The sequence below is a fragment of the Flintibacter sp. genome, assembly GCF_046973065.1.
In genome coordinates this window covers 1-22,631 of the sequence record NZ_JBKVXZ010000045.1, presented here as the reverse complement: position 1 = coordinate 22,631, position 22,631 = coordinate 1, and the positions used below count along the sequence as shown (strand labels likewise).

The following is a 22,631-nucleotide window of genomic DNA, read 5'->3' as shown; positions in this document are numbered from 1 at the left end:
TGCAGTAGGAGGCGACGCATATGGCCTATCGTTTGTTAGTACTCAACCCAGGCTCCACCAGCACCAAGGCGGCGATCTATGAGGATGAGCACCAGCTGGCGGTGAAAAGCATGGTGCATACCAATCAGGATCTGGCGCCTTATCCCACTTTGTACGACCAGCTGGATTACCGGGTGGCTCTGGTGCGGCTTTGGCTGGCCCAGGAGGGCTTTGACCTGTCCACCCTGTCGGCCGTGGTGGGCCGGGGCGGCATCATTCCCCATATTGTGGCGGGGGGCTATCAGGTGGACGACGCGCTGGAGGACTGCCTGCGCCATCACACCGCCTTTGACCACGCTTCCAATCTGGGAGGACTGATGGCACGGGCCTTTGCTAAACCCCTGGGGATTCCTGCGTATATCTACGATGCAGTCACCAGCGACGAATTGTTGCCTGAGGCCCGTGTCACCGGCTTTAAGGAGGTCACCCGTACCAGCTTCTGCCACGTGCTCAACGCTCGGGCTACCTCCCACAAGTACGCGGAGACGCTGGGACGTAAGTATGAGGACATGAATCTGGTGGTGGCCCATCTGGGTGGAGGAATCTCCATCTCTGCCCACAGCCATGGCCGGATCATTGACTCGGTGTCGGACGATGCCGGTCCCTTCTCTCCCGACCGGTCTGGCAGCCTCAATATGCTCTACGTGGTGGATATGTGCTACTCCGGCAAGTATACCAAGCCGGAGATGCTGAAAAAGCTGCGAGGTGAGGGCGGTATGTCCGCTCTGTTGGGTACCCACGACTGTCAGGAGATTGAGCGCCGGATCCAGAAAGGAGACGAGTGGGCCGCGCTGGTGTATAAGGCGCAGGCTCTGCAGATTTCCAAGGGTGTGGGTATCATGCTGGGCTGCTTTACCGAGCTCATCGATGCGGTCATCCTCACCGGCGGCCTGGCAAACTCCAAGATGCTTACCGGCATGGTTATCGACTACCTGCACAACCTGGTCAAAGTGGTGGTCATCCCGGGAGAAAACGAAATGGAAGCGCTGGCTCTGGGAGCTCTGCGTATTCTCCGTGGAGAGGAGCGGGTCCACGAGTTCCGCAGCCCGGAAAAATAAGAAAAGGACCGCCTCGGCGGTCCTTTTTTGATCTGCGTTATTCGATTGCCGCAGCTACGGCCTGGTCTTCCCGGCGCTGAAGATAGCGGGGGACATGGAGCCCCAACTGTCGGAACACCTCAGGTTCTGGATCAACATACAGGCACTGGCTGAAGCCGTCCAGAATGGCGGGATGTCCATCCCAGATGGGGGTAATGTTTGACTGAGCCAGGCCGGGGATCTTCATAGCCCGAAGAAGCATGGCGGTGTGGCTGTCCACGCTGCCGTGCCAGGTGACCAGGCCCAGCAGCTTGCGCCGGTCCAGTGCCAGTATTTCACTGGGCAGCAGCTCGTCGGAAACCAGAATGGCAGGCTGGTCACCAAGAGGATCAGGGGGCTGAATATCCAGCAGACAGCGGATCAGATGGTTAGAGATATCCCGGATGTCGGCGCCCCGGGCCTGCATGTAGGGGCTGTCCATATCGGCAAAGGCGGTAGCAAAGCTGTTGCCTGCGGTTTGTACCGCATATTCTGCCGTAGTATGTTGGTTGGAAAGAACGGAAAGGATGCTCTCCACAAAGGAAGTGTCCTCCAACAGCATGGCGTGGATGGAAAAAATCGAGGCGGCCTGAATGCCTACATCCCGGGCGGCCTGCTCATAGAGCTTGGACAGCATTACAATCGAACGCTGCTGGGCGGCACGGAAGCGGTGGATCTCCTCGTCCTGGGAGCGATGGGAGACGGAGGCCAAAGGGAAGAAATGGCGGGTATAGAAATGCAGGGGTCCGGCGGCAATTTGATTTTGAATCGATCTTCCGACGATGATTTGCATGGAGATGCCCCCTTTCCAGGAAAGTCTGAGTCGATGTGGCTTCTGCGGCAGCAATGCTGCGGCAGCTTGGAACAGGCGGCCGGAAAAATCTGCGCGTTTGTTGTATATTGATTATAATGACAAATGAAAAGTTTGTAAATTGGTAAAATAGCACAAGGGCGGATGTAAATATTTTGAAAATAAAAGTTTGCATAGGGAAATTGAAAGAAATAGTGAGAAATAATGGAAATTATCCGAGATGAAGGCGAAAAAAATCAACGCTTTACAGTGCTAAACAGGCGTGCTATAATAAAGCACAATGAAAAGACACCCGGACAAAATGCGACATGCTGTCCGGCGCGCCAATGAATTTATTTCCAGGAGGTTTGTTCCATGGTTTCCAAACGTATGCTGCAGTTGGGCACGGCCCGTTCTGTGATCCGGGAGCTGTTTGAGTACGGCAATCAGCGGGCCAAAGAGGTTGGCCGGGAGAATGTGTTTGATTTTTCTCTGGGCAACCCCAGCGTTCCTGCGCCCGACGCAGTGAATGAGAATGCCATCCGCATCCTGCAGGAGCAGCCGGAAGTGATCCACTGCTACACCAGTGCTCAGGGTGATGCTGCGGCCCGGCAGCGCTTTGCCGACTCTCTCAACCGCCGTTTCGGAGGAGACTATACGGCCGACCAGTTTTACATCACCGTGGGTGCGGCGGCCTCCTTGTGCTGTGTGTTCAACGGCCTGACCTGCCCCGGAGACGAGTTTATCGTCTTTGCTCCTTACTTCCCCGAGTATAAAGTGTTTATCGAGGGAGCGGGAGCCAAGATGGTGCTGATTTTCCCGGAGATCGAGCACTTCCAGATTGATTTTGATGCCTTTGAGAAAGCAATTACCCCCAACACCAAGGGTGTGGTGGTTAACTCCCCCAACAACCCCTCCGGTGTGGTCTATTCCCGCCAGACTCTGGAGCAGCTGGCTGCGATCCTGGAAAAGAAGGAGGCGGAGTATGGTCACCCCATCTATCTGATCTCCGATGAACCCTACCGGGAGATCGCCTTTGCCGGGGTAGAGGTGCCCTGGATCCCCCATATCTACAAAGACACCATTGTGTGCTACTCCTTCAGTAAGTCGCTCTCTCTGCCCGGCGAGCGCCTGGGCTATGTGCTGGTGCCCGGCCAGGTCACCGACAGCAAGGAGGTCTATGCCGCTGTGGCCGGTGCGGGGCGCTCTCTGGGCTATGTGAATGCCCCCAGTCTGTTCCAGCAGGTCACCTCTCTGTGCTGTGACATGACCAGCGATCTGTCGGTGTATGAGAAGAACTGTGAGCTGTTGGTGAATTCCCTGCGGGAGATGGGCTACCACGTGGCCCAGCCCGGCGGTGCGTTCTATCTCTTCCCCCGTTCTCTGGAGCCCGATGACATGGCCTTCAGCGAGCGGGCCAAGCAGTTTGATCTGCTGCTGGTGCCCGGTTCCGGCTTTGGTGCGCCCGGCCACTTCCGTTTGGCCTACTGCGTGCAGACAGAGATGATCCAGCGGGCTCTGCCCAAGTTTAAGGCTCTGGCAGACTCTTACGGCGGCTAAAATCGTTTATAACTGGAAGACACAGGTAAAAAACAGGCAAAGCAGGTGTGAAATTTCCTTACTTTCACACGGCTTTGCCTGATTTTTTTTGGAAACGGAAATCATTTTTATCCATTTCACCGCTAGCCAAAGCGGCTGTCATCAGGTATGATAATGGCGTAATAGAAGAAAATAAAAGAAACGTCCCTAAAGGAATGGAGGAACGAAAACATGCTGAGAAAGACTAAGATCATTTGTACTCTGGGCCCTGCGGTCGAGAGCGAAGAAATGATGCGCAAGCTGATCCGTGCTGGTATGGATGCGGCTCGCTTTAACTTTTCCCACGGCGACCATGAGGAGCACCTGGGCCGTCTGAACAAGCTGAAGGCGGTGCGGGATTCCATGAGCCGTCCCGTGGCTACCATTATGGACACCAAGGGTCCTGAGATCCGTATCAAGAGCCTTGACGTGAAGAACATCAGCCTGGAGGCCGGTGATACCTTTACCCTGACCACGGAGGACGTCGTGGGCAACGGGGAGCGGGTGGCCGTGACCTATCCCAAGCTGCATGAGGAAGTAAAGCCTGGAATGGAGATCCTCATTGATGACGGTCTGGTGGCCCTGCGGGTAGAGGAGATCCAGGGCTCTGAGATCCGCTGCACCGTGGAAAACGGCGGCACTCTCTCTGCCAACAAGAGCATCAACATCCCCGGTGTGCATATCCACCTGCCTGCGCTGACTGAGAAGGATATCAGCGACATCCAGTTTGCGGTGGAGAATGACTTTGACTTCATTGCTGCTTCCTTCATTCGTCGGGCCGATGACGTGCGCTCCATCCGCGAGGTGCTGCACCGATTTGGCGGAGATAACATTCAGATTATCTCCAAGATCGAGAACCAGGAGGGCGTGGACAACATCGACGAGATCCTGGAGGTCTCCGACGGTATCATGGTGGCTCGCGGCGACCTGGGCGTAGAGATCCCTGCTGCCAAGGTGCCCGTGCTCCAGAAGCAGATCATCCGTAAGGGTCTGCGCTCCGGCAAGCCCATCATCACTGCCACTCAGATGCTGGATTCCATGATCCGCAACCCCCGTCCCACCCGTGCTGAGGTGTCCGACGTGGCCAACGCCGTTTTTGATGGCACCAGCTGCGTGATGCTCTCCGGCGAGACCGCCGGCGGCAAGTACCCCCTGGAGGCTTTGACCGCCATGGTGGGCATCGTGGAAGAGGCTGAGCAGTCCATCAATTATTGGCGTCAGTTCCAGAAGCACCGCATTACTCCCGAGCCCAACATCAACGACGCCATCACCCACACCTGCTGCCTGACCGCTATGGACCTGAACGCTACCGCCATCCTGGCCGCCACCAACTCTGGCCGTACCGCTCGGATGATCTGCCGGTTCCGTCCTTCCTGCCCCATTGCGGCCCTCACCATGCAGGAGAAGGTCCGCCGTCAGCTGGCTATCTGCTGGGGCGTGTATCCCTTCCTCACCGGCGAGGTCAACTCCACCGACCGCATTTTCTCCCTGTCTGTGGAGTGTGCCCTGAAGGAGGGCCTGGTGAAGAACGGCGACACCGTAGTTATCACTGCAGGTGTGCCTCTGGGCCGCAGCGGTTCCACCAACCTGATCAAGGCTCAGATCGTGGACGAAGATATGCTGTAAAAAGAACTGAGTTTCTTCAAAGGCGCCATCTTTTTGAAGATGGCGCCTTTTTCCCATTTGCAGGGGAAAAGCCTTGACTTCCGAGGGAAAGTCCGGTAAAATATAATCCGCCTATTCAAGCTCCTTGGAGCAGGAACAAGGCGCTACTGTGGCTCAATGGCAGAGCATCTCACTCGTAATGAGAAGGTTGTGGGTTCGATTCCCACCAGTAGCTCCATACCGGGGCAAAGCTTTGCTTTGCCCCGGTATTTTTGTATATTTTTTGGTGAGACAAGAACTTTTTAATGGCTTTCTCTTTTAATAGAAAAGACAAAATCAAAGCTTTGCTTCCAACTGGGCACGGAGCCCCTCGTAGCCAGGCTTGCCCAAAAGAGCATACATATTGTTCTTGTAGGCTTCTACACCAGGCTGGTTGAAGGGATTGATCTGGAGTAAGTGGCCGGACAGCCCACAGGCCAGTTCAAAGAAATAAATCAGGTAACCCACAGAGTGTTCTGAAATTTGAGGCATTTGGATGCGAATATTAGGCACTCCTCCGCTGACATGGGCTAAGATGACTCCGTGCATTGCCTTTTGTGCCACGTAGGACAGGGATTTACCGGATAGATAGTTTAATCCATCTACATTATCCGGATCATCAGGAATTATAATTTCTCCGCGAGGAGCAAACTGTACAACCGTCTCAAACATGAGCCGTTCGCCTTCCTGAATATATTGGCCCATAGAATGCAGGTCAGCGGTGAATTCTACACTGGCAGGGAATAAGCCTTTGTTTTCTTTGCCTTGGCTCTCACCATAGAGCTGTTTCCACCACTCGGCAAAAAAGCGGAAGCTAGGTTCATAGCCGACCAAGAGTTCGATCTTTTTTCCTTGATCGTAAAGCGCTTGACGGGCTGCGGCATATTTCCGTACGGGGTTGTCCATACCGGGAGCAGCGAGTTCTTCCATTGCCAGCTTAGCACCCTCCATGAGGGCTTGAATGTTTACTCCGGCTACCGCAAGTGGGAGCAGGCCAACCGTGGTTAAGACAGAAAAGCGACCGCCAATTGCATCGGGAACAACAAATTCCTCATAACCTTCGGCATCGGCCAGCCCTTTCAGCGCTCCTTTGCTCCGATCCGTTGTAGCATAGATTCGTTCCCGAGCTCCTTCCTTTCCGTATTTCTTTTCCAACATCTCTTTAAAAATACGGAAGGCTACTGCCGGTTCGGTTGTCGTACCGGATTTGGAAATGATATTCACAGAGAAGTCACGGTCACCAATTAAAGCGATAGTTTCCAGCAGCGCATCGGTAGACATGCCGTTGCCGGCAAAGAAAATGTCCGGAGTATCTTTCTTTTTCAGATTATAATTGGGGGACTGAATAAGCTCAATGACAGCTCTGGCACCCAGATACGAGCCGCCAATTCCGACCACGACCAATACCTGAGACTGCTGCTGTATTTTTTTGGCGGCAGCTTGGATGCGGTCAAACTCTTGAGTATCAAATTCTTTGGGATAGTGAATCCAACCGGTATAATCTCCCCCGGGACCAGTGTGGGTATTGATCCATTCGGAAGCTTGGCGGAGTCGGTCTTCATAGTGAGCGAGAGCACCGTCAGGTAAAAAGGATTGAAGCTGCGAAACGTCCAGAGATAACATGACAATAACCTCCTGTAAAAATATTTACGGTGAAAGCCGCGGTTTGATGCCGTGGCTTTTATCGTCGTGGGATTGATTGGGCACAATTAGTGGTTGCATAAGCGAAAACACTTGTGCTAGAATGAATTTAAATGTGCAACTTATACAGAAAGAAGTGAGAGCGATGGATAAAGAAAAATGTTTGTCGCGAATCTCTCAAAAATGCGACAGCGAGGATTCTACCCAGGTTGAGCGAAAGATTGCGCTCTATATTCGAGAGCATATGGAGGAAGTGCTACATTGCACTTTATTGGAGCTGGCTGATCAAATCGGAGTCAGTGATGCCTCGGTGGTGCGTTTCTGTAAAAGCATTGGTTATAAGGGGTTTCAGGATTTTAAGATCAGTGCTGCTCTGGAAACTGTTCCAAGCACGCAGCAGTATCATCCGGCTTTAACGAAGGATGATAGTACAGAGAGTATTTGCCAAAAAATATTTGCATCCGAAACCAGTGCGCTCACCAAAACGCTTCAAAATTTGAATATTCAGATTATTGAGCAGGTGGCTGGGATCCTATCTACTGCCCGCCGCATTCTTCTTTGTGGGACAGGTGGCAGTCAGGTAGTGGCCCGGGATGCGCAGCACAAGCTGCTGAAGGTGGGAATTCATGCCAGTGCGGTAGAAGATAAGGATATCCAATTGATGGAGGCGTCTTTATTGGAGCGGGAGGATGTACTGGTTGCTTTTTCCCACTCAGGAAATAATGTACATACACTAAGAGCCGTAGAGCTTGCCAGACAAAATCGGGCAACTATCGTTGTACTTACTTCTTCGAGAAAAACGCAGTTGGCCCAGGAGGCAGATTATACACTTACCACAGTGAGTGAACCTACCATATTTTCTTCTGAATCAGGAAGTACGCGGCTAGCGCAGCTTGCAGTCATTGACTGCTTGGTAGCAGTAATTGCCTTTCAAAATTATGATAAGTCGTTTCGAGCGATGTATCGAACTCGGGAAGCTACATCAGAAAATAAAAGCTGATTGCACTCTAGTAGCCGTAAAGAGTAGTTCTCTAATGCATATGTTTGTAGTAAAATTTCTTCTTAAAAGATTCTTAAACTACAAAATAATGGAAGGTACTAACAAATATTATAAATTGATGCCTTTAAAATTGCAATATTAAGCTTGCTTTTCGTTAAAATAGATAAAACAAGAAGTAGAATTTACTCATAACGACGAAATTCCCCTTGCATACTTGAAGTTTTTCTACGAGTGTGCTATGATGCTTCCAGAGTTAGGAAATATAGCTCGCTAAAATTTGTAAAACAAGGAGAGAGGTTCAGATGAGAGCAGTTGTACTTTCCGGTCCGAATCAGTTTGCACCTGCAGACATTCCCAAACCGGAAATCGGCCCGGACGAGATCCTTCTGGAAATGAAGGCCGCCGCCATCTGCGGTACCGATATGCGTATCCTTACCGGTAAAAAGACCAAGGGTGTACGGTATCCCTCCGTCATTGGCCATGAGTTTTGCGGAATCATTGCGGAAGTTGGTTCTGATGTAAAGGGATATGCGGTAGGAGAGAAGGTAGCGGTAGCAAACGTGATCCCCTGCCATCACTGCAGCAGCTGCCTGCGGGGCAGAACCAATGCCTGCCTGGATCGTAAGGCAATCGGGTACGAGTTCGACGGCGGATTTGAAGAGTATATTCGCATCCCTGCTATCTGCATTGAAAATGGCAATGTAGTAAAGCTTCCTGAGCATGTATCTTTTGCGGCTGGTGCACTGATTGAGCCCCTGTCCTGCTGTATCCGGGGACTGAAGAATGCCGGCACTGGATTTAATGATGATGTGCTTATCGTAGGCGCGGGTCCGATCGGTCTGTTCCATCTGCAGCTGGCCAAGATTGCCGGTGCCCGTAAGGTGATCGTCAGTGAGCCCAATGAGGCCCGCCGTAAGGTGGCCCAGGAGCTGGGAGCTGACTTGGTGGTAGATCCTACAACGGAGGATCTGGCAGCCATTGTTGACCGGGAAACCAACAGCCAGGGCATGGATGTCATCATGATGGCCATCGGCGTGCCTGCTCTGGTGAACTCCACCCTGAAGCTCTGCAAGCGCGGCGGAACAGTCAATTTGTTTGCTGGATTTGCCGGAACCGGTGAGTCCACGGTGGAAGTGAACACCATCCACTACGGTGAGATTAACGTCAATGGCAGCACCGCCTACAAGCTGGAAGATTATCTTGCTGCTGCGGAGATGATCAAGAGCGGTAAGATCGATGCCGATAAGATTGTGACCCACAAGTTCAAAATCGAGGACTTCCAGAAGGCGTATGACGTTTGTGTAGCCGGTACCGGTCTGAAAGTGGTAATTGAGCCCTGAATTTTCGGAAGAGCAGCCCGATGATGAAATTTTAAATGATTTGATTCAGAAAGGAAGTATCTGAAATGAGCAATATTGGACTTGGTAAGAAAGTTCGTATGTCCCGCATGGTCAATCCTGTCAGCAACAAGATGATGGCTATCACTGTGGACCATGCGATCTCCCGTGGTATCGCCCCTATGCATGGCCTGCATGACATCCAGTCCACCATCGACAAAATTGTGGCTGGTAAGCCTGACGCCATGACGGTTACTCCCGGTATTTTGAACCAGTGCTGGGATGCTCAGAAGAACCGCGATGTGGCTATCCTGTGCAAGATTTCCAACTACAGCCCCGTGGCTCCCACTCAGGATACCATCTTCGGTACCGTGGATGAGGCCATCTCTCTGGGCGCTTCCGGTGTCTCCATGGGCGCTATGACTCTGGGTGACTATCAGGGCGTTCAGTTCGAGGCCATCGGCCGCTTCGCTGCCGAGTGTATGCAGAAGGGCATGCCTCTGATCGGCCATGTGTATCCCAAGGGCGAGAGCGTTCCTGTGGATCAGAGAACCTCCTGGGAGAACATCGCCTACTGCATCCGTTCCGCCTGCGAGATGGGCATGGACATCGTGAAGACCACCTACTGCGGCAACCCCGACGCTATGGCGAAGGCTCTGTCCACTGTGCCCAGCGATTTCCGGGTTGTGATCCAGGGCGGCGACGCTCCTGCTGGTCTGGATGAGGCCGGCAAGCTGGACCATTTCCTGACCATCACCCGCGAGGCTATGGACTGCGGTGTAGGCGGCGTTACCATGGGACGCTTTGTGTGGGAGTACAAGGACGTGACCGCTCTGGTGGTTGCTCTGCGTTATCTCATCCACCATGGTTACTCTGTTAAGGAGACCAAGGAGCTGCTGGCCCAGTTGGAGAACGACAAGAACTACGACCAGTTCTAACTAAAAAATTGGCAAAAGGGAGGAATCACCGTGGAAGAAGTGTATCTCCTGGGCGCAGATATTGGTACCTCCAGCATTAAGGTCACTGTGATTGATCAAAACGCCAAGTTTGTGGCCCAGGAGAGTGCTACCTATCGCTTGATCAATCCGGATCAAGTATCGATTCAGATTGATACGGCTGATATGTGGAATGCGTTCACCGGATGCGTTGGCTCTCTGGTCAGTAAGCACAAGGTAGATCCTGCCAAGATCAAGGCCATCGGCATTTCAAGTTTGTGTCCCGGCCTGGCGGCCTTCGACAAGGATGGCAATGTGTTGGTTGATCCGATTATTTATTCCGATCGACGCAGCACCGAAGAAGCGGAGATCTTCCGGGAGAAGATCGGGACGCAGCGGCTGTTTGAAATCACGGCCAATAGCCCGATGGCCGGTGCTATGTCCGGCACATCTATGCTTTGGATCAAACGGAACCTGCCGGATATTTATGAACGTACCTATTGTTTTGGTCATGTGAATACCTTGATGGCTTACATGCTGTGCGGGAATTTTGCTATCGACCATTCCAATGCATCCTATACCCTGCTCTATGAAACGACTGGACGGGGAGTCTGGTCTGAAGAGATCTGTGAAAAGATCGGTATTGATATGAAAAAACTCCCCCCGCTGCATCGTTCTACGGATGTAGTCGGAACACTGATCCACCCTGTTCTGCTGGCAATGGGTCTCCCCGCCGACACGAAGATCGTGATCGGCGGCGGAGATACCGCCTGTGCCACTCTGGCTGCCGGTGTAGTAAGACAGGGAGATGTGTGTGAATCGGTTGGCACGACCAATGTGCTGACCGTCTGTGTGGAACAGCCCAAGTTTTCCCCCAACTTCATTAACCGCCGTCATGTGGTGGATGGAGCCTGGATCTATCAGGGGGCTATGTCCCACACGGGATCATCCTATCAATGGATGTACGATAACTTTTATCAGGATTATAAGGATTACCCCTCGGTTACCGGCAAGAAGGGCATGATGCTCATGAACGATGACGCCGAGCAGGCAGAGCCAGGGGCGGACGGGCTGGTTTTCCTTCCTTATATGATGGGAGAGAGAAGCCCTGTGTGGGATCCTTATGCCAGAGGAATTCTCTTTGGCCTGTCCCTGAAGACGACCCGCCGGGAGATGAACCGGGCGGTGCTGGAGGGCTGTGCCTACGGACTGCGTCAGCTCATTGAGATGGTAGAAGAGGTTACAGGAGAAAAACTGACCCACTTCTCGTCCATTGGCGGCGGCGCAAAGAGCAAAGTGTGGGCTCAGATCAAGGCAGACATCACCGGCCGGGACATTACGGTACTGGACATGAACGATATGGCTCCCGTAGGAGCAGCTTTGCTGGCCGGTGTGGGTGCAGGAATCTTCAAGGATGTGTATGAGGCCTCTGCAAAAGTAGAAAAAACCGTTTATATGGAAATCAAACATTCCGATGCATATAACGACGTGTACGACCGTCGCTATCGGGTGTATACAGGTTTGTATCCTAGCATTCACCAGCTTTATAAAGTAAATCTTGGCATGAAGTGATCAGTGACAAGTGATTTATGGAAAAAGGAATGAAAAGGAGTAAGAAAAGATGAAGATGAAAAAGTGTCTCAGCCTGGTACTGGCAGCGGCCATGACCTTCACTCTGGCCAGCTGCGGCGGCAACGGCGGCAGCGGTGGCGGTGAGGGCGGCGAGTCCAAAGTCTCTCTGAACGTCAGTGTTCCCGATGCTGACAACTCCTATATCTATGCTGCAGCTCAGGAGTTCAAGAGCCGCGTGGAAGAGTACTCAAACGGCAGCATTGAACTGACCATCTATCCCAATGGTTCTCTGTACGGCGGCGACGGCAATGCGGCTATCTCCTCTGTGGGTAATGGCTCTCTGGATATTGTGATTCTGGCCGCTTCCCTGTATGCCAGCTTTGATCCAAGCTTCTTTGTGCTTTCTGTACCTTATCTGTTTGATGACGCGCAGCAGCTGCAGGATTACCTGAACAGTGACACCGGTGTGGATCTGTTCAACCGTGTAGAGAGCATGGGTATTACCTGCCTGGGCCGCTGGACCCGCAGCTTCCGTCAGGTGACCAATAATGTGCGCCCCATTACCTGCCCTGCCGATCTGGAAGGTCTGACTCTGCGCACTCCCAGCAACTCTTTGTATGTGGAATTCTTTGACGCATGCGGCGCCAACGTGAACCCCATGAACTTCAGTGAGGTCTACAACGCCCTGCAGCTGAACACCCTGGACGGTCAGGAGAATCCTGTGGACGTGCCTGCCACCAACAACTTCTACGAGGTTCAGAAGTACATTTCCGCCACCAACCACATTGCCGATGCGTGGGTTGTGGGCATGAACAGTGCCAAGCTTTCCGGCCTGTCTGAAGATCAGCAGAATGCCCTTCGTCAGGCTGCCGAGGAGTGCCAGCAGTGGTATGTGGACTATCAGGCTGAAAAGGACGGCGAGATGCTCCAGCTGCTCACCGACAATGGTATGGAGTACAACGAGCTCACCGAGGAAGGGTTCAACCAGTTTGTAGAGATTTCCCAGAGCCTGTATCCCATGTTCAAGACCCTGGTCGAGAATGACGAGCTGTTTGACACCACCGTAGAGTTCTGCGGCAAGGCCTGATATCCCAGTTTCAAAAGCGTTCCATCATTGGATTTTGCCGATGCGGAGAAGCCCTTCGGCTTCTCCGCATCGCTGTAAAAGAGAAAACTATAGTCTGAGGAGGGGAGTCAATGGAACGTAAAAAAAGCCCACTGAGCAAGTTCTTTGACGTCATCGATATCATGGAGGATATCCTGTGCGGCGGGACGTTGGTTTGCCTTTTGTTTGTAGTACTGCTCCAGGTGGGTAGCCGCCTGGTGGGAATTACCCTCAACTGGACAGAAGAGACAACTCGTTTCTTCTTCCTGTGGATGATGTTCCTGGCGGTGGCCGCCGGCTTTAACCGGGCAGAGTCCTCCCGTGTGGTGGTGCTGGTTCAGGTTCTGCCCCGGCCGATCCAGATGCTGTGTACTGTGCTGTATTATGTGGTTTCCATTGCCTTCTTTATCTTTATGGCCTATTACGGCTTTGAACTGACCATGCAGAAGTTCGCGTTCAATGAAATGGCCACTGCGATTGCCATTCCTATGGGTGCGATTATGATTTGTGTGCCCCTGTGCGGCGTGTTGGGCGTGATTGGAACCATCCAGAGCTTTTTGGAGTATCCTCACAAAGTTGAGATTGGAGGCGGAAAGAAATGAGTGTAGCGCTGCTGATTATTTTCCTGGGCTTGATGGCCTTGGGTGTGCCCATTGCCATTTCTTTGGGCGCCGCCTCTGTTATCGTGCTGATTACTATGGGCGATATGCCTCTGACCATGGTCATCCAGCTGATGTACACCTCCATGAACAGCTTCGTCATGGTGGCTGTGCCTCTGTTCATCCTGGCCGGCTCCCTTATGGATGAGGGCGGCATCGCCGATAAGATCTACGATCTGGCGGACTCCTGCGTAGGCTGGATCTACGGCGGCCTGGGTCATGTGTCTGTGTTGTGTAATATCATCTTCGGCGCCATGTCCGGTTCCTCTGTGGCGGCTGTGGCTTCCATTGGTAAGATGAGCATCAACGCCATGGCCAAGAAGGGCTATCCCAAGGAGTATGGCGTAGGAATCAACCTGGCCGGTTGTATGCTGGCCTCTGTTATCCCGCCCAGCATTCTGATGATCGTAGCCGCTTCCACCGCCGGCATCTCCATTGGCCAGGCTCTGATGGCCGGCATGGTTCCCGGTATTTTTATCGGCGTGGCCTTCATGGTATATAACTACATCCACTGTAAAGTGACCGGAATGGGCGAGAAGAGCTCCTTCAGCGCCAAGCGGCTGGCAAAGTCCTTTATCAGCGCCGTGCCCGCCCTGATGGTCCCTGTGATTCTGCTGACCGGTATGTACAGCGGCATTTATACTCCTACCGAGGGCGCCGGCATTGCCGTGGCTTACGCCGTGCTGGTTTCCATCTATGTGTATAAGCGCCTGAAGTGGGCGGATATCCCCCGCATCATTGCCAAGAATGCCCGTCAGACCGGTACCATCCTGTTTATCGCTATTACCGCCAAGCCTGCCGGCCAGATCTTCGAACTGGACGGTCTGCCCACCAAGCTGGCCAACTTCATCCTGGGCATTTCCGATAACCAGCTGGTCATCATGTTTGCTCTGTTTGCTTTCCTGATCGTTGTGGGCATGTTTATGGACGCTACTGCTGCCATCTACATTCTGGTGCCCATCCTGCTGCCTGTGGTCAAGCAGCTGGGCGTGGAGCCTTTGTTCTTCGTGGTGTTCCTGGTTATTGCTCTGAGCTTTGGCCTGATCACTCCTCCTGTGGGTGTGTGCCTGTATGCGGCAGAGAATGTTACCGGCATTCCCTTTGAGACGGTGGTCAAATCGGTTGTTCCCTGGCTGTTCCTCACCGTGGGCATCCTGTCGGTACTTATTATTTTCCCGCAGATTATCACCGGACCTATTGCGTTGATGTTCCCTAACGGCTGACAAAGAACAGATTTACACATGATAAAAGCCGACTTGTGAAAACAAGTCGGCTTTTTTATGTTTAGACAGTAAATCACTTATGTAATAAAGTCACAGAACTCTGTCCTGTCGCAGGATATAATACAAACAAAGAAAGCAATCAGAGAGATGCACTTCATGCCCAATATCTTAAAAGGCAGCATCCACAAGTATAACAGGAGGCAATAAAAGATGGGAATATTTGATTTTTTAATGGGACCTGACATCGATCAGGGAATTGAGGAATACCATGCGACCCAGGGAGCGGTCCTGCTGGATGTGTGTACCCCTGAGGAATACCATGCGACCCAGGGAGCGGTCCTGCTGGATGTGCGTACCCCTGAGGAATACCATGCGACCCAGGGAGCGGTCCTGCTGGATGTGCGTACCCCTGAGGAATACCGGCAGGGACATATTCCGGGCAGCAAGAACATCCCCTTGTATGTGATAAACAAGGCAGAGGAAGTGATTTCTCTGGACACCCCGCTGTTTGTTTACTGTCACAGTGGAGCAAGAAGCCGAGAGGCGGTTTCCATGCTGGAGAGAATGGGATATACCAGAGCGAAAAACATTGGCGGGATCACCGCATATAAAGGAGAGGTGGAGAGATAGGATGAAGGTCGTTATCGTAGGGGGCGTAGCGGGAGGAGCCACCGCTGCGGCTCGTATCCGCCGGTTGGACGAGCAGGCGGAAATCGTGGTCTTTGAGCGTTCCGGCTATGTCTCCTATGCCAACTGCGGTCTGCCCTACTACATCGGTGGGGTGATTGAAGATCTGGAGGAATTGACCCTTCAGACTCCAGAGAGCTTCTTTTCCCGTTTCCGGGTGGATATGCGAGTACACCATGAGGTGATGGCCATCCATCCGGAACGCAAGTGTGTCTCGGTGCGCAACCTGGAGAGCGGGGCGGAGTTTGAAGAGTCCTATGACAAGCTGCTGCTCTCTCCCGGAGCGCGCCCTGCTCAGCCTAAACTGCCTGGGGCGGGAATGGAGAAGATCTTTACCCTGCGGACGGTGGAAGATACGTTCCGGATTAAGAATTACATCCAAAATGCGCACCCCAAGTCGGCGGTGCTGGCCGGAGGCGGGTTTATCGGACTGGAATTGGCGGAGAACCTGCGGAAGCTGGGGATGGAAGTCACCATTGTGCAGCGGCCCAAGCAGCTGATGAACCCCTTCGACCCGGATATGGCGGCACTTCTCCACAACGAGACGCGCCGGCACGGCGTCAAGTTGGCTCTGGGGCATTTAGTAGAGGGCTTTGAGGAAAAGGACGGGGGAGTGGATGTACTGCTGGCGGATGCCGCTCCCCTGCATGCCGACATGGTGGTGCTGGCCATCGGTGTGACCCCCGATTCTCATCTGGCCAAAGAGGCGGGATTGAAACTGGGAGTCAAGGGCAGCATCCTGGTCAATGACCGGATGGAGACCTCCGTTCCCGACATCTATGCAGTGGGCGACGCAGTCCAGGTCAAACATTTTGTAACCGGGGAGGATACGCTGATCGCTCTGGCCGGTCCGGCCAACAAGCAGGGGCGCATTGCTACCGATAACATCTGCGGGGGCGATAGCCGGTATGCCGGCTCCCAGGGCAGCAGCGTGATCCAGGTCTTTGATCTCACCGCCGCCGTTACCGGAATCAATGAGACCACGGCCCAAAGACTTGGAATTCAGGCGGATACGGTCGTTCTCTCGCCGATGAGCCACGCAGGATATTACCCCGGCGGAAAGCTGATGACCATGAAGGTGGTCTTTGAGAAGGGGAGCGGCCGCCTGTTGGGTGCCCAGATCGTAGGCTATGACGGGGTGGATAAACGCATTGACGTGTTGGCCACCGCCATCCGTGCGGGGCTGAGCGGGGTGCAGTTGAAGGAACTGGACCTGGCCTATGCGCCGCCGTACTCCTCCGCCAAGGACCCGGTCAATATGGCGGGATTTATGATTGAAAATATTGTAAATGGCCTGGTAAAACAGTTCCATATGGAAGATCTGGAGCGCCTTCCCCGGGATGGCAGTGTGACGCTGCTGGATGCGCGGACCAGAGAGGAGTTTGCACAGGGAAGTGTAGACGGTTTTGTCAACATCCCAGTGGATGAACTGCGGGAACGCTTGGGAGAGATTGCTCCCGGCAAACCGGTCTATGTGATGTGTCAGAGCGGTCTGCGCAGCTACGTTGCCTGCCGTATTCTGGCCGGAAACGGCTTTGACTGCTGGAATTTCTCCGGTGGGTTCCGGTTTTATGATGCTGTGACCCAGGACCGATGTCTGATCGAGCAGGCCTATGCCTGCGGTATGGATCGCAGCTGAGATGCTTGTTACAAAGGAAAAGCAGGGCACCTTTGGGTGCCCTGCTTTTGAAAATCAGAGAAAAACAAAAAGGACATCCGTTGGATGTCCTTTTTGTGGTGCGCGAGGCGGGAGTCGAACCCGCACGCCCTTGCGAGCACTGGCACCTGAAGCCAGCGAGTCTACCAATTCCACCACTCGCGCGTGGGTTGGGACTGCGCTTTGTTCAGCGCGGGATTTATAATAGCATAGGGGAATGGGAATGTCAAGGGGTTTTTCAAAAAAGTTTTCCGCTGAAATTTAATCCAGCTTTTCTCCGCAGTGGGGACAGTAGGAGGTCCAGAGACACCGCAGGGGAAGAGCATGCCTGCAGTAGGGACAGCGTACCACAAAAAAAGAGACGAGGATCGCAAAAAAGGGAATTGCACCGGCCAGCAGGGAGAGCGGGTGCAGGGGGGCTACCCCAAAGTATGCACAGGAGAGGGCAAAGAGGATCAGACCGAAGAGGATGATCCCGTGGATCATCAGGCGACGCAGGTTCGGGTCATTCATAATTATTCTCCCTAAATAAAATATGGACCTTTACCATATACCTGTCAGTGGAGGCGGTACAACCGGCTGAAAATCAAATGTGTGTAAAATTTAAAGTGGGTCTGGCCGGGGGAGAGGATTACGCACTTGAGAGGATGACGAGAATATGGTATGATAAGTGCAGTGCGGCGCGGGGAAGTGTGTGCCCCTCAGGCTGCGGTACGCCCCAGGCTTCGGCCTGAAAAAACTGGGGAATAGGAGTGTTGGTATGAAAAAATTGACGAGCAGTCTGCCCTTCCGGCTCTTGATCGGCGTGATCGTGGGCATTGTGGTGGGTCTGGTGGCGAATGCCACTGTGATACAGGTCATTCTCACCATCAAAGAATTGCTGGGTTCTCTGATCAACTTCTGCGTGCCCTTAATTATCATCGGATTTATTGCCCCCTCCATTACCCGCCTGAAGAGCAATGCCTCCCGGATGCTGGGTCTGGCTCTGGTACTGGCGTACAGCTCTTCCGTGTGTGCGGCCCTCATATCTATGGGAGCGGGCTTTGCCATTATCCCCAGCCTCTCCATCCAGTCGGCGGCTGAGGGACTGCGGGATACTCCCGAACTGCTGTTTACCCTGGCCATTGATCCCATCATGAGCGTCATGTCCGCTCTGGTATTCTCTGTGCTGGTGGGTCTGGCGGCTACTTGGGCCAAGGCGGATACCATTACCAATGTACTGGAGGAGTTCCAGCGCATTGTGCTGGATATCGTCACCCGGGTAATCATCCCCATTCTGCCCTTCTTCATTGCCGGTACTTTTGCCGGCCTGGCTTATCAGGGCTCCATTACCAAGCAGCTGCCCGTCTTCCTTATCGTGATCCTTATTGTTATGGTGGGTCACTATATCTGGCTAGCTGTACTGTATGGCCTGGCCGGGGCCTATTCCGGGGAAAATCCCTGGGAGGTGCTGCGGTACTATGGCCCCGCTTATCTTACTGCAGTAGGAACCATGTCCTCCGCGGCTACCCTGGCGGTGGCGCTGCGGGGCGCCAAGAAGTCCAAGGTGCTGCGCCAGGATCTGGTGGATTTCGGCGTACCCCTGTTTGCCAACATTCACCTGTGCGGCTCGGTGCTCACTGAGGTGTTCTTTGTGATGACTGTATCCCAGGTGCTCTATGGCAAGCTGCCTTCTCTGGGCACCATGGTCCTCTTCTGCTTCCTGCTGGGCATTTTCGCCGTGGGTGCTCCCGGTGTGCCCGGCGGCACGGTCATGGCATCTTTGGGCCTCATTGTCAGTGTGTTGGGATTTGACAACACCGGCACCGGTCTGATGATGACTATCTTTGCCCTTCAGGACAGCTTTGGCACCGCCTGCAACGTCACCGGCGACGGCGCCCTCACCCTGATGCTCACTGGCTATGCCAAGAAGCACAATATCCAAGAGGTCAAAAATACAGACGTCCTTTAAACACACAAAAGCGTCCGGCAAAGCCGGACGCTTTTTGCATAGGGAAGGCTTAGAAGGGAAAACTAACCGCAAACGCACTGTTCATATTTATGCCCTTGAAGGGGGCGGAAAAGGATGATACAATCACCCCAAAGACGGAGAAAACGAGGTGTGAATATGGCACAAAGCATCTATTTCGGCGGTCCCATCCTGACCATGGAGGAGCCGCTGTATGCCCAGGCCCTGGTGGAAGAGGACGGCGTCATCCGCTATGTGGGCCAGCTGGAGCATGCCCTGGAGTTGGCAGGCCCTCAGGCCCGGAAGGTGGACCTGGAGGGACGGTGCCTGATGCCCGCGTTTCTGGACCCCCACAGCCACTTTATGGCCTGCGCCAACTCCTTGCTCCAGGTGCAGCTGGGAGAGTGCGCCGACCAGGAGGAGCTCTGCCGGCGGCTGGGCGAGTTTGTCCAGCGGGAGAAGCTCCAGCCTGGAGAGTGGGTGCGCGGCACCGGCTATGACCAGAATGATCTGGCTCAGGGATGTCCGCCGGACCGCTGGATGCTGGACCGGGCCTGTCCGGACCACCCGGTGGTCATTCAGCACGCCTCAGGTCATGTAGGAGTATTTAACTCCCAAGCCATGGAACTGCTGGGGGTGGATGAAAATACCCCTTGCCCTCAGGGCGGCGTGATGGAGAAGGACGACCAGGGGCGGCTCACCGGCTATATGGAGGAAAACGCCTTTTTGAGTCTGCTGCAAAAGGTGCCCATGCCCGATTTGAAGGATTTGATGGACGCCTTGGTCCGGGCTCAGGACCGGTATGCCTCCTACGGCATCGCCACGGTGCAGGAGGGCATGTTCATGGACACCATGCTTCCCCTTTACCAGGCTATGCTGGCGCAGAAGCTTCTGAAGTTGGATGTGGTGGCCTATGCCGATCCCCGGGACTGCAAAAACATCATGGAGCAGTTTGGCGACCGGGTGGGGCACTACAAGGATCATGTGAAAATCGGCGGCGACAAGATCTTTTTGGACGGCTCTCCCCAGGGACGCACCGCCTGGATGCGCCAGCCCTATGCGGGGGAGAGCGACTACCGGGGCTACCCCACTCTCACCGATGAGCAGGTGTATGAGCGGATGAAAAGCGCTTTGGAGCGGGATGTGCAGCTCCTGGCCCATTGCAATGGCGACCGGGCGGCGGAGCAGTATCTGTCCGTCATGGAGCGCCTGGAGCGGGAGACCGGACGGCGGCTGCGCCGGCCGGTGATGATCCATGCCCAGCTGGTGGGACGGGACCAGCTCCCCCGGCTTAAAGCACTGGGGATGATTCCCTCCTTCTTTGTGGCCCATGTGTATCACTGGGGAGAGGTCCATGTAAAGAACTTTGGCCTGGAGCGGGCAGAGCACATTAGCCCTGCCGGTACAGCCTGCGCCCTGGGGATTCCGTTCACCTTCCACCAGGACTCCCCGGTGATCCAGCCCAACATGATGGAGACTGTGTGGTGTGCGGTAAACCGCCGTACCAAGACGGGCCGCCTGCTGGGGGAGGAGGAGCGGATCTCCACCCTGGAGGCGCTGAAGGCGGTAACGGTCTATGCCGCCTACCAGTATTTTGAGGAGGACCGGAAGGGTTCCTTGGCTGTGGGCAAGGCGGCGGATTTTGTCATTCTGGGGCAGGATCCCCTGACGGCTGACCCCATGGCGCTGCGGGATATCCCGGTGCTGGAGACCATCAAGGACGGCCGGACGATCTGGCTGTGTTAGAGAAAGAGAGGAAAAACATGAAAAATATTTTACGTCAGCAGCGGCGCAGCAGTATGGTGGCTGCTGTGGTGACCATCTTGATGGGCGTGCTGCTCATCTTTGTTCCCAACCGTTCGGCTCAGCTTCTGTGTGCCCTGCTGGGAGGTGCTCTGGTGCTGACGGGGGTCATCTACATCTTCGGCTGGCTTTCCAAGCGGCGGGAGAGCGACTTCCCGGTTTGGTTTCTTCTGCCGGGTGTGATCCTGACGGCGTTGGGGCTGTGGCTGTTTACCAACCCTGCCTCGGTGATTGTGCTGATTCAGTATATCTTTGCCGCCATTTTGATTTTCCATGGCGTGATCGACCTGCAGGGAGCGGTGAGCCTCATGCGCCAGGGCTGGGAGCGCTGGTGGATGGATCTGCTGCTGGCAGGCCTTACGCTGGTGCTTGGCATTTTGATTTTGCTCAACCCCTTTGGCGCCTCCGGAGTGCTGATGATGACCATCGGGATCTCGCTGGTCTTTGATGGCGTGAGCGACCTGGTGCTCATCCACCGTCTCACCAAGGCCTTCCGGCAGACGGACGGGGACTGGTATGAGTGAGCTGCGGGAGGTCAATCTGGAGCACGGTATGCCCACGGTCCAGACGGCGTTGAGCCAGCTTGCCCTGGAGCTGCGCCGCACCCGCTCCATGGGCTGTACCGGCCTGAAGATCATCCACGGTTACGGATCTTCGGGCAAGGGCGGCAAGATCCGTGTTCAAGCCCGCAGCCGCCTGGCGCGGATGAAGGGTGCAGGGGAGATCCGGGACTATATCCCGGGAGAGGAGTTTTCTATTTTCAACTCTGCCACCCTGGCGGCCTTCCGGCGCTGCGGTGCCCTGCGAAAGGACCCGGATCTGGAGCGGCACAACAATGGGGTGACCATCATCCTGCTGTGAAGGGCGCTTTGGTATATCCGCGGCTATTTTCTTTCTGGAGACAGGTACATTTCTCTCTTGTAACGGGTTGTCAGCGTGGATATTTTGGGATACAATAAAACTCTATTGGAATTGGAGCGCGGCTTTGGCCGCTATGGACCGTAAGGAGGGAACGCTGTGGAAGTCACTCAAAAGGAGCGCCATGGCGTCCTTTTTTATTCCTGTGATGAGATGGAGCAGGCGGGCTTTGCCCACGGCTTTTCCACCCGGGTGGGAGGTGTGTCTCCCGCTCCCTGGGACAGCCTGAACCTGGGTGCTGGCCGGGGAGACGAGCCTGAGCGGGTAAGCGAGAACTTCCGCCGCTTCTGCCATGCCATCGGGGCCGATCCGGATACCCTGGTGAAGAACCATCAGATCCACTCGGACGTTGTGCGTCAAGTGGGATGGGGCGATCAGGTTTCTTTCCCGGGCGAGGGCGGCCAGATGGAGGCCGACGGTCTGATCACAGGGGAAAAGGGACTGAGTCTTTGTATTTTTACCGCCGACTGCATCCCGGTGCTGCTGTGCGACCCGGTAAAGCGGGTGGCCTGTGCCGTCCATGCGGGATGGCGGGGTACCGCACTGGGCATTGCCGCCCGGGGGGTGGAGCGGATGAAGAAGGACTACGGCTGCCGGGGGGAGGATATCCTGGCGGCCATTGGACCGGGAATCTCCACCTGCTGTTTTGAGACCCATGCCGATGTGCCCGATGGGCTGCGGAATGGGATGGGGGAGCGGGCGGAGGAATTTATCCACCCCATTCCCGAAAACCCCGAGAAATACCACGTGGATCTGAAAGGGGCCAACCGCCGCTGGCTGATGGACGCGGGAGTCGATCCCAGTCACATCGCCGTGTGCGAGGTGTGCACCGCTTGCCGGGGGGATCTGTTCTGGTCTCACCGCCGCCTGGGCGTGCGCCGGGGCAGTTTGGCCACGGTGATCCAGATCCGATGACCGAGAGGTGTACATGAGACGATTTGGAATCCTGCTGCTGGCACTGGCGCTTTTGCTGGCCGGATGCGGGAACACGGGGGACGTGAGCAGCTCCTCCTCCGGCT

21 protein-coding genes and 2 tRNA genes are annotated in these 22,631 nt (G+C 54.5%); 19 read left to right on the top strand and 4 right to left on the bottom strand.

The features are described from left to right. The first annotated feature begins 20 nt into the window (after positions 1 to 20). The gene (buk, locus tag ACLTXB_RS14030; protein ID WP_008982826.1) at positions 21 to 1,097 is read left to right on the top strand and encodes a butyrate kinase; all 1,077 of its coding nucleotides are present in this window, start codon (positions 21 to 23) and stop codon (positions 1,095 to 1,097) included. A 37-nt stretch (positions 1,098 to 1,134) separates the two neighbouring features. Here the strand turns inward: buk and ACLTXB_RS14025 are convergent, their stop codons facing one another. After that, a complete protein-coding gene (locus ACLTXB_RS14025) occupies positions 1,135 to 1,908 on the bottom strand; it encodes a phosphoenolpyruvate-utilizing N-terminal domain-containing protein (protein WP_428227438.1) in 774 nt (257 codons plus the stop codon). A 372-nt stretch (positions 1,909 to 2,280) separates the two neighbouring features. Between ACLTXB_RS14025 and ACLTXB_RS14020 the strand changes: the two genes are divergently transcribed. The 3 genes from ACLTXB_RS14020 to ACLTXB_RS14010 all read left to right on the top strand — a co-directional run bounded on the left by ACLTXB_RS14020 (position 2,281) and on the right by ACLTXB_RS14010 (position 5,326). Then, the gene (locus ACLTXB_RS14020; RefSeq protein ID WP_428227437.1) at positions 2,281 to 3,465 is read left to right on the top strand and encodes a pyridoxal phosphate-dependent aminotransferase; all 1,185 of its coding nucleotides are present in this window, start codon (positions 2,281 to 2,283) and stop codon (positions 3,463 to 3,465) included. 210 nt (positions 3,466 to 3,675) lie between these two features. After that, entirely contained in the window at positions 3,676 to 5,109 is a 1,434-nt protein-coding gene (gene pyk / locus ACLTXB_RS14015) for a pyruvate kinase (protein WP_428227436.1), read from the top strand. A 142-nt stretch (positions 5,110 to 5,251) separates the two neighbouring features. Next, a tRNA-Thr gene (locus ACLTXB_RS14010) sits at positions 5,252 to 5,326 on the top strand. A 98-nt stretch (positions 5,327 to 5,424) separates the two neighbouring features. Here ACLTXB_RS14010 and ACLTXB_RS14005 read toward each other — a convergent pair. Beyond that, complete coding sequence (locus tag ACLTXB_RS14005; RefSeq protein WP_428227435.1) at positions 5,425 to 6,750, bottom strand: glucose-6-phosphate isomerase; 1,326 nt, start codon at positions 6,748 to 6,750, stop codon at positions 5,425 to 5,427. Positions 6,751 to 6,913: 163 nt separating this feature from the next. On the opposite strand from ACLTXB_RS14005, the gene ACLTXB_RS14000 reads away from it, so the two are divergent. From ACLTXB_RS14000 to ACLTXB_RS13960, 9 genes are all read left to right on the top strand, one after another. After that, positions 6,914 to 7,768 carry a MurR/RpiR family transcriptional regulator gene (locus ACLTXB_RS14000; protein WP_428227434.1) on the top strand — a complete coding sequence of 285 codons (855 nt, stop codon included), beginning with the start codon at positions 6,914 to 6,916 and terminating at the stop codon, positions 7,766 to 7,768. Positions 7,769 to 8,070: 302 nt separating this feature from the next. Then, positions 8,071 to 9,108, top strand: coding sequence for an alcohol dehydrogenase catalytic domain-containing protein (locus tag ACLTXB_RS13995; protein ID WP_428227433.1), 1,038 nt, complete (start codon positions 8,071 to 8,073; stop codon positions 9,106 to 9,108). A gap of 65 nt (positions 9,109 to 9,173) precedes the next feature. Further along, on the top strand, positions 9,174 to 10,043 hold the full coding sequence (locus tag ACLTXB_RS13990; RefSeq protein ID WP_008982819.1) for a class I fructose-bisphosphate aldolase: 870 nt from the start codon (positions 9,174 to 9,176) through the stop codon (positions 10,041 to 10,043). A 30-nt stretch (positions 10,044 to 10,073) separates the two neighbouring features. Then, complete coding sequence (locus tag ACLTXB_RS13985) at positions 10,074 to 11,612, top strand: xylulokinase (protein ID WP_428227432.1); 1,539 nt, start codon at positions 10,074 to 10,076, stop codon at positions 11,610 to 11,612. Between the two features lie 49 nt (positions 11,613 to 11,661). Continuing rightward, positions 11,662 to 12,699, top strand: coding sequence for a DctP family TRAP transporter solute-binding subunit (locus ACLTXB_RS13980; RefSeq protein ID WP_428227431.1), 1,038 nt, complete (start codon positions 11,662 to 11,664; stop codon positions 12,697 to 12,699). Between the two features lie 110 nt (positions 12,700 to 12,809). Beyond that, a complete protein-coding gene (locus tag ACLTXB_RS13975) occupies positions 12,810 to 13,319 on the top strand; it encodes a TRAP transporter small permease (RefSeq protein ID WP_008982816.1) in 510 nt (169 codons plus the stop codon). Further along, complete coding sequence (locus ACLTXB_RS13970) at positions 13,316 to 14,599, top strand: TRAP transporter large permease (RefSeq protein ID WP_008982815.1); 1,284 nt, start codon at positions 13,316 to 13,318, stop codon at positions 14,597 to 14,599. The genes ACLTXB_RS13975 and ACLTXB_RS13970 overlap by 4 nt, the downstream gene beginning before the upstream one ends. Before the next feature lie 210 nt (positions 14,600 to 14,809). Further along, entirely contained in the window at positions 14,810 to 15,229 is a 420-nt protein-coding gene (locus ACLTXB_RS13965; RefSeq protein ID WP_428227430.1) for a rhodanese-like domain-containing protein, read from the top strand. 1 nt (position 15,230) lies between these two features. Continuing rightward, on the top strand, positions 15,231 to 16,925 hold the full coding sequence (locus tag ACLTXB_RS13960) for an FAD-dependent oxidoreductase (RefSeq protein ID WP_428227429.1): 1,695 nt from the start codon (positions 15,231 to 15,233) through the stop codon (positions 16,923 to 16,925). 96 nt (positions 16,926 to 17,021) lie between these two features. Here ACLTXB_RS13960 and ACLTXB_RS13955 read toward each other — a convergent pair. Next, a tRNA-Leu gene (locus tag ACLTXB_RS13955) sits at positions 17,022 to 17,108 on the bottom strand. A 96-nt stretch (positions 17,109 to 17,204) separates the two neighbouring features. Continuing rightward, the gene (locus tag ACLTXB_RS13950; protein ID WP_428227428.1) at positions 17,205 to 17,456 is read right to left on the bottom strand and encodes a hypothetical protein; all 252 of its coding nucleotides are present in this window, start codon (positions 17,454 to 17,456) and stop codon (positions 17,205 to 17,207) included. 247 nt (positions 17,457 to 17,703) lie between these two features. On the opposite strand from ACLTXB_RS13950, the gene ACLTXB_RS13945 reads away from it, so the two are divergent. The 6 genes from ACLTXB_RS13945 to lptM all read left to right on the top strand — a co-directional run. Further along, positions 17,704 to 18,894, top strand: a complete 1,191-nt coding sequence (locus ACLTXB_RS13945) for a dicarboxylate/amino acid:cation symporter (protein ID WP_428227427.1) — start codon at positions 17,704 to 17,706, stop codon at positions 18,892 to 18,894. Between the two features lie 156 nt (positions 18,895 to 19,050). Then, positions 19,051 to 20,637 carry an amidohydrolase gene (locus ACLTXB_RS13940; RefSeq protein ID WP_428227426.1) on the top strand — a complete coding sequence of 529 codons (1,587 nt, stop codon included), beginning with the start codon at positions 19,051 to 19,053 and terminating at the stop codon, positions 20,635 to 20,637. A 17-nt stretch (positions 20,638 to 20,654) separates the two neighbouring features. Further along, a complete protein-coding gene (locus ACLTXB_RS13935; RefSeq protein WP_110441318.1) occupies positions 20,655 to 21,218 on the top strand; it encodes an HdeD family acid-resistance protein in 564 nt (187 codons plus the stop codon). After that, positions 21,211 to 21,555 (top strand): hypothetical protein, encoded by a 345-nt coding sequence (locus ACLTXB_RS13930; RefSeq protein ID WP_110441317.1) that lies wholly within the window; start codon positions 21,211 to 21,213, stop codon positions 21,553 to 21,555. Before ACLTXB_RS13935 ends, ACLTXB_RS13930 begins: the two co-directional genes overlap by 8 nt. 156 nt (positions 21,556 to 21,711) lie before the next feature. Next, complete coding sequence (gene pgeF, locus ACLTXB_RS13925; RefSeq protein ID WP_428227425.1) at positions 21,712 to 22,527, top strand: peptidoglycan editing factor PgeF; 816 nt, start codon at positions 21,712 to 21,714, stop codon at positions 22,525 to 22,527. A 13-nt stretch (positions 22,528 to 22,540) separates the two neighbouring features. Beyond that, positions 22,541 to 22,631 (top strand): LPS translocon maturation chaperone LptM (gene lptM, locus ACLTXB_RS13920; protein ID WP_428227441.1); only part of this gene is annotated, 91 nt, incomplete at its 3' end.